The 6,316-nt window shown below is 47.7% G+C and carries 4 protein-coding genes and 1 pseudogene; 2 read left to right on the top strand and 3 right to left on the bottom strand.

Annotated elements, in window-relative coordinates; translation table 11 throughout:
• Positions 1–127 precede the first annotated feature (127 nt).
• A complete protein-coding gene (locus ATN88_RS19820; RefSeq protein ID WP_054730732.1) occupies positions 128–394 on the bottom strand; it encodes a hypothetical protein in 267 nt (88 codons plus the stop codon).
• A 399-nt stretch (positions 395–793) separates the two neighbouring features.
• Here ATN88_RS19820 and ATN88_RS19815 point away from each other — a divergent pair.
• Positions 794–2,587, top strand: a pseudogene (locus ATN88_RS19815) (M3 family oligoendopeptidase).
• Between the two features lie 66 nt (positions 2,588–2,653).
• On the opposite strand, the gene ATN88_RS19810 reads toward ATN88_RS19815, so the two are convergent.
• Together ATN88_RS19810 and ATN88_RS19805 are read right to left on the bottom strand one after the other, a co-directional pair.
• On the bottom strand, positions 2,654–4,246 hold the full coding sequence (locus tag ATN88_RS19810; protein WP_067419388.1) for an ABC-F family ATPase: 1,593 nt from the start codon (positions 4,244–4,246) through the stop codon (positions 2,654–2,656).
• Positions 4,247–4,458: 212 nt separating this feature from the next.
• Positions 4,459–5,130 (bottom strand): DUF3047 domain-containing protein, encoded by a 672-nt coding sequence (locus tag ATN88_RS19805; RefSeq protein ID WP_083539544.1) that lies wholly within the window; start codon positions 5,128–5,130, stop codon positions 4,459–4,461.
• A 417-nt stretch (positions 5,131–5,547) separates the two neighbouring features.
• Here ATN88_RS19805 and ATN88_RS27765 point away from each other — a divergent pair, with 417 nt between their 5' ends.
• A complete protein-coding gene (locus tag ATN88_RS27765; RefSeq protein WP_232313437.1) occupies positions 5,548–6,309 on the top strand; it encodes a type 1 periplasmic-binding domain-containing protein in 762 nt (253 codons plus the stop codon).
• Positions 6,310–6,316 lie beyond the last annotated feature (7 nt).

Raw genomic sequence — 6,316 nt, 5'->3', positions numbered from 1 at the left:
TGTTAAGGTGTGAGCAACGCAATACCGAAGCCATCGCATAACACCTTAAACACTAAAACCAACGCATGGTAAAAATGCCACGCGTTGCGAATCACTCTTAAACAGTTTGTTATGTAAATTTCTGAAATTAAACGATATATAAACCACAGTTTTCGTCAAACTGAAAATGTGTATTAGGTTTTGAAACTTCTTTCGCTTTATTGATACAGCGATTTATTCGATTAGTTAATTGAGTTTCGCTGACATTCCTTACAAGTGATACTGAAAAAGAAAAGTCGTAGTCAGGGCTAGTAAAACTGTAATGTCTCGCAGATAAATCTGATTCTTCAAACTTTTGTTCAAGTTGAGCATCCAATAGCTCGATTATTTTCGCTTTAATTTCTGATAATTCCATCTCAATTCTCCTTATTTTCATGATTTACATAACAACTTATTAGCGGGCAACTTGCCCGTTTAGTACAAAACCGGGACGCCCGATTAGTCCGCTTACAGCTGTTCTTGTTTTCTCTTATCGTCATATATATCTGAGACTTACATCAATCTCAGTTCATTCAAAGTGCAAAAAACGGGCATCGCTAACTAAAAATGTGCGATTTTTACTATAAGGCTTTACCTGTTCATTTAAACAGCGGTTTAGACTGCAATTGTGAGGCATGCTCTATAATCTCTCTGACTTGTTTTTTCGCCCCCGCTACTGCAAAAAACAATCCCTCTGCTTCTCACGCTACAATCTCCCCTTTCCCCGCCGAAATACGTTAAGGTATTGAGAGCGTTAAACAGTTTGGAGAACCGTATGTCCGCACCAAGTTGGGATTTTTCTTTCGTCTACACCAGCCTTCAAGATCCAGCCTTACTTGAAGACATACTAAATGCAGAGAGGCTTATCGCTTCTCTGGGTAAATTGTCGCCCGACAATGTTGAGCAGTGTCAGCAAGCACTGACGCGCTTTGATGACATCAAAACCTTGCTGCTGTCAGCCTCAAACTATGCGGCCTGTCTTTCTTCCGTGGACGCCACCAATGCCGAGGCAAAATCACTGGTGGTGAAAACAGATGTGTTGCTGTCTTCTCTTGCGCAAGCTTTCAGCCCATTTGAAAGCGAACTGGCGAGTTGTGATGACGACGTGTTCCAGTCAGTGATGAAAGGCAGCGATGAGCATGGCCTCTTTAGTCGCCATGAGTTCCGATTGGAGCAAATCAGAAAGCAGCGTGTTTACCGATTATCTGTGGCAGAAGAGCAATTACTGTCTGCCATGCAGGTGGATGGTAAGAACGCGTGGGGACGCCTTTATGACAACATCACGGGTGATATGAATGTCACTCTCACGCTTGCTGATGGCACGAAAGAGACCATTGGGCTGTCGCAAGCGGCAAGTATTCTGTATGGCAGTGACGCTGCGCGCAGAGAACCTGCGTGGCGAGCTATTTATGAAGGAATGGAAAAGCAAGAAATTACCTTTGCAGCAATTCTTAATGCGCTTGCCGGTAATCGACTGACGGAATACAAGAAAAGAAGCCATACCGAAGCACTGACCTTCTTACAACCCGCCCTGAATGGCAGCCGCATCGAACAATCAACGCTGGATGCATGATGCAAACCGCAAGGGAAAGCCAACCTATCTCCCGTGGTGCCGCGCAATCTATGGCGAAGCTGTTCAAAACCGACGCTTTAACGCCTTGGGATGAACTGGCGGCGATGCCACCGCTAACCGACGCAAGCAGCGAAACCTTTCCTTTCGAGGAAGGGATTGCGATCATCAAACAGGCATTTGGTGAGGTTGACCAAGAGATGGCGGATTTCGTCGATATGATGGTCGAAAACCATCTTATTGATGCTGCACCGCAACCCAACAAGGTCATGGGTGCTTACTGCACCAAAATCCCGAAAACGCGCACGCCGCTGGTGTTTATGAGTTATGGCGGCAGCATGTCAGATGTGCTCACGCTGGCACACGAACTCGGCCATGCATTCCATAACTGGGTAATGCGCGATATGCCGTATGTCGAAACCACGTATCCGATGACACTGGCAGAAACTGCTCTATCTTCGCGGAGAATGTGGTGCGAGATGCCTTGTTGGCGCGAGCGAAAAACGATAACGACAAAATGTTGATGCTGTGGGAAGAAGCGCAATCTGCAGTGGCCTTACTGCTCAACATTCCGGTTCGCTTTGAGTTTGAGAAAGCGTTTTATGAGCAGCGTGAAAGCGGTGAACTCTCACCTTCCGACCTGAAAGCTCTGATGGCATCGACGTGGAAGGATTGGTATGGCGAGGCGTCGTCCGAGCCGAACGACTTGTTCTGGGCGAGCAAACTGCATTTCAGCATCGCGGAGATCAGTTTCTACAACTATCCGTACCTGTTTGGCTATCTGTTCAGCACGGGCGTTTATGCGCAGCGTCAACACAAAGGAGCAAGCTTCTATGGAGACTACAAAGCCTTGCTGCGCGATACAGGCCGTATGACAGCCGAAGACGTCGCTGAAAAGCACTTGGGCGTAAATTTGCGAAACGGCGACTTCTGGCAGCAAAGCGTTGCATGGTGGCCAAGCGGATCGAAGCATTCCAAAAGTTGGTCGATGAGATTTAAGCCACTGTATTTTTGACACAAAAAAGCCGCTCAATGAGCGGCTTTTTTAATGCTTGTCGGCAGCGATTAGTGCTCGATACCACGAGACTTAAGGAACTCAGAGTAAGTGCCTTTGAAGTCGTGGATCTTGCCGTCACGGATCTCAAGGATACGGGTCGCCAGCGAGTCTACGAATACGCGGTCGTGCGAAACGAAGAACAGTGTGCCTTTGTATTGCTCAAGCGCGGTGTTCAGCGATTCGATAGATTCCATGTCCATGTGGTTCGTTGGTTCGTCCATCAGCAGCATGTTTGGTTTGTGCATCATCAGCTTACCAAGCAGCATACGACCTTGCTCACCACCAGACAGGACTTTTACAGACTTTTTGATGTCGTCTTGAGAGAACAGCATACGACCCAAGAAGCCACGAACAACTTGCTCGTCTTCGCCTTCTTGACGCCATTGGCCCATCCAATCCATCAGGTTCATGTCTTCTTCGAATTCATGCGCATGGTCTTGTGCGTAGTAACCGATGTTTGAGTTTTCTGACCACTTGTACGTACCCGTGCGTGGTTCAAGAACGCCAGCCAGTGTGTTCAACAGAGTGGTTTTACCCACGCCGTTCTCACCGATGATAGCAACGCGCTCGCCCACTTCGAAGATACCGCCGAAGCCCGCGAACAGATCGTTGTCAAAACCTTGGCTCAGGTTTTCAACTTCCAGTGCGTTACGGAACAGCTCTTTAGACTGTTCGAAACGAATGAACGGGTTCTGACGGCTTGATGCCTTCACTTCGTTCAGCTCAATCTTGTCGATTTGCTTCGCACGAGAGGTTGCTTGTTTTGCTTTAGATGCGTTTGCAGAGAAACGCGCTACGAAGGTTTGCAGCTCAGCAATCTGTGCTTTTTTCTTCGCATTGTCTGCCAGCAAACGCTCACGCGCTTGTGTCGCTGCTGTCATGTATTCGTCGTAGTTACCAGGGTAAACGCGTAGTTCACCGTAATCCAAGTCAGCCATGTGAGTACATACTGAGTTCAGGAAGTGACGGTCGTGCGAGATGATGATCATGGTGCAGTTACGCTCGTTCAGCGTATCTTCCAACCAACGAATCGCGTCGATGTCCAAGTTGTTCGTTGGTTCGTCAAGCAGCATGATGTCTGGGTCAGCAAACAGAACCTGTGCCAGAAGCACACGCAGTTTCCAGCCCGGTGCTACCGCGCTCATCAGACCGTAGTGCTGTTCAACAGGAATACCTACTGCCAGCAACAGTTCACCCGCTTTGGACTCTGCCATGTAGCCGTCCATTTCAGCGAATTCAACTTCCAGATCCGCTACGCGCATACCATCTTCTTCGCTCATTTCTGGCAGAGAGTAGATGCGGTCACGCTCTTGCTTCACTTCCCACAGTTCTTTGTGGCCCATGATAACAGTGTCGATAACGGTGAAGTTTTCGTAAGCAAACTGATCCTGGTTCAGCTTGGCAACACGCTCATTAGGGTCGACGCTGACGTTACCGCTGGTTGGTTCCAGTTCACGGCTCAGGATTTTCATGAATGTTGACTTACCGCAGCCGTTCGCACCGATTAGGCCGTAACGGTTACCTTCGCCAAACTTGACGCTGATGTTCTCGAAAAGCGGCTTGGCGCCAAATTGCTGTGTGATATTAGCTGTACTAAGCAAGGTGATAATCCTGAACATAGAATGGAAAACGCCGCAAGGGTACAGAGATTGCCCCATTACTTCAAGCAAACTGCGTATTGAGTCACAGACATAGGGATAAATTTAATGCAGACGTAATGTAAAAACCGAGGTCGATATGAGGCACTGGTATGGCTTTGCAGCGAAAAATCGCGGTAATGGTTTAAAAACACACAGATTTATCGACTCCCACTTTATTTGTCTTTCCCGCTAGAACGCTCGCTAAAAACCAACGGAGAAATCACGCCAGATGCACGGCTGTTGGAATTGTCACTGTCTGACATGATGGCGATAGCACTGACCTTTTTGATGTCGAGACCAAACACGCGTTGGAAGTCTTGCTTCACGTTTCTTTTTACCTCTCGCCACTCGCCCGTTGCATCTCCCGATGAGACATTTATCAACTTAAACTTCTTCGGTGAGAAGGGACTTGGCCATGAGGCATCTACGTTGTCATGTGGTGACCATACATACACAATGGTTTGACTGCTCATCATGGTGAAGCCCGTTCTCGCCGTCACCGACACCCGAAGCGCGTAGTCGTCATTCTTTTTAGTTTTTATCGACTCAACCGTTGGAAAGCGTTTTATTTCCCAACCCCAGCTCAGTAAGGGTGTTTCATCGAGGGTAATATCCACTTCCCGATAAAGCGCAGACGCACTGCCTTCACTTTCTGTAAGCAGCCTTCCCTCGCCTTTCGCTTTATCAAACGTCGGCTGATAGGCGGTTGCGCCAATGAATGTCTGCTCTTTCCAAGCGTCTAACGGTGAATAAGGAAAAATAGTGCCCTGCAAGGCCGCGCTTTCGTCACCCAAAGCCGGATACGCTATTAGCCCAACACTCACCACCAGCATAGGTATTTTCATACGCAACCACCCGCAACTGCCTGTTCCAACATATCAAGTATGGCAAGTTGTGAGATTTAGATTCATTGGAACCTCGAAATCTCTTTTCCTCTCGCAGAACAATTCACATTTCAATATGAAACTGCAAGATATGAACACACTTCGCACTTTGACCTAATCTATTGAGATAACGCGTGAATCTATATCTACACTTAACCTTCATTGCGATAAGGAATGCTGTCCAATCACACTGAAAGTGCCCACACTTCGCGCTTTCTAAAGGTGTATTGATAGCCGTCGCCTTTTGGGAATCTGTGTGCTGAGTAATGAGTGAATGATGACTAGTCTTATAAAAAAGCGGCTTACTGCCTGAATAAACACGCTAGGTTTGTACACTTAATCGTTATCTGCTGTCTGGCACTGCCAATGAATGCCAGTGTGTCGGCCTCGCAAATCACTGGCATCGAAGGCGATGCGCAACACATTCTGTACATCAACTCTTTCCATCGTGGGTATGGTTGGAGTGATGAGCTAGAAAGCGGGTTAAGTGAAACCCTCTCCACCTCTGCTACACCGATTGAGCTTTCTGTCGTTTACCTCGACAGCCGACGCTTTGACCCGACGACGACCAACCAGAAAGTGGCAGAGATCCTTGCTCTAAAGAATGTTGAGCGAACGATTGATTTGGTGGTGACCTCGGACATGGCCGCCATCGAATTTGCATTAGAAAACCAACGCTCTCTTTTCCCTACCCAGCCGATTGTCTTTAGTTCTATTCACACCCAGCCTTCTGCATTGATTGCGAAGAATGAAAAAGTCACAGGAATTTCTGAATACACCGATTACATTCAATCTATTGAACTTGCGTTGTCGCTGCACCCCAAAAACCAAGCCATTGCTTTCGTGGGTGCCTCAAAAGAATCCTATGACCGTAACGTGTTGGATATCGTGAAAGCGAACATCGCGCCAACTCTGGAAAACCGTTATGACGTGGAGTTTTTAACCGACATGTCCGTCGATGAGGTGGATGCCGCGCTTGCGAATATGCCTGCAAACACCTTGGTGTTTATGCTCGCAAGCACGTTGCCAAAACAAGAAGGCGGGCAATATAGCCCCGCTGAAACCGCGCGTATTCTGTCATCCATCACACCCCATCCTATTTATACCTACTGGCACTCGCACATTGGCATGGTGCGTTAGGTGGTCA

Source organism: Enterovibrio coralii (assembly GCF_001559595.1).
Classification (GTDB): Bacteria; Pseudomonadota; Gammaproteobacteria; order Enterobacterales; family Vibrionaceae; genus Enterovibrio; species Enterovibrio coralii.
This window is presented reverse-complemented; position numbering and strand designations above follow the sequence as displayed.

What these genes read in the sequence shown, in the direction of transcription:
- ATN88_RS19820 (WP_054730732.1), bottom strand. Translation starts at nt 394, where the DNA reads ATGGAATTATCAGAAATTAAAGCGAAAATAATCGAGCTATTGGATGCT.
- ATN88_RS19805 (WP_083539544.1), bottom strand. Translation starts at nt 5,130, where the DNA reads ATGAAAATACCTATGCTGGTGGTGAGTGTTGGGCTAATAGCGTATCCG.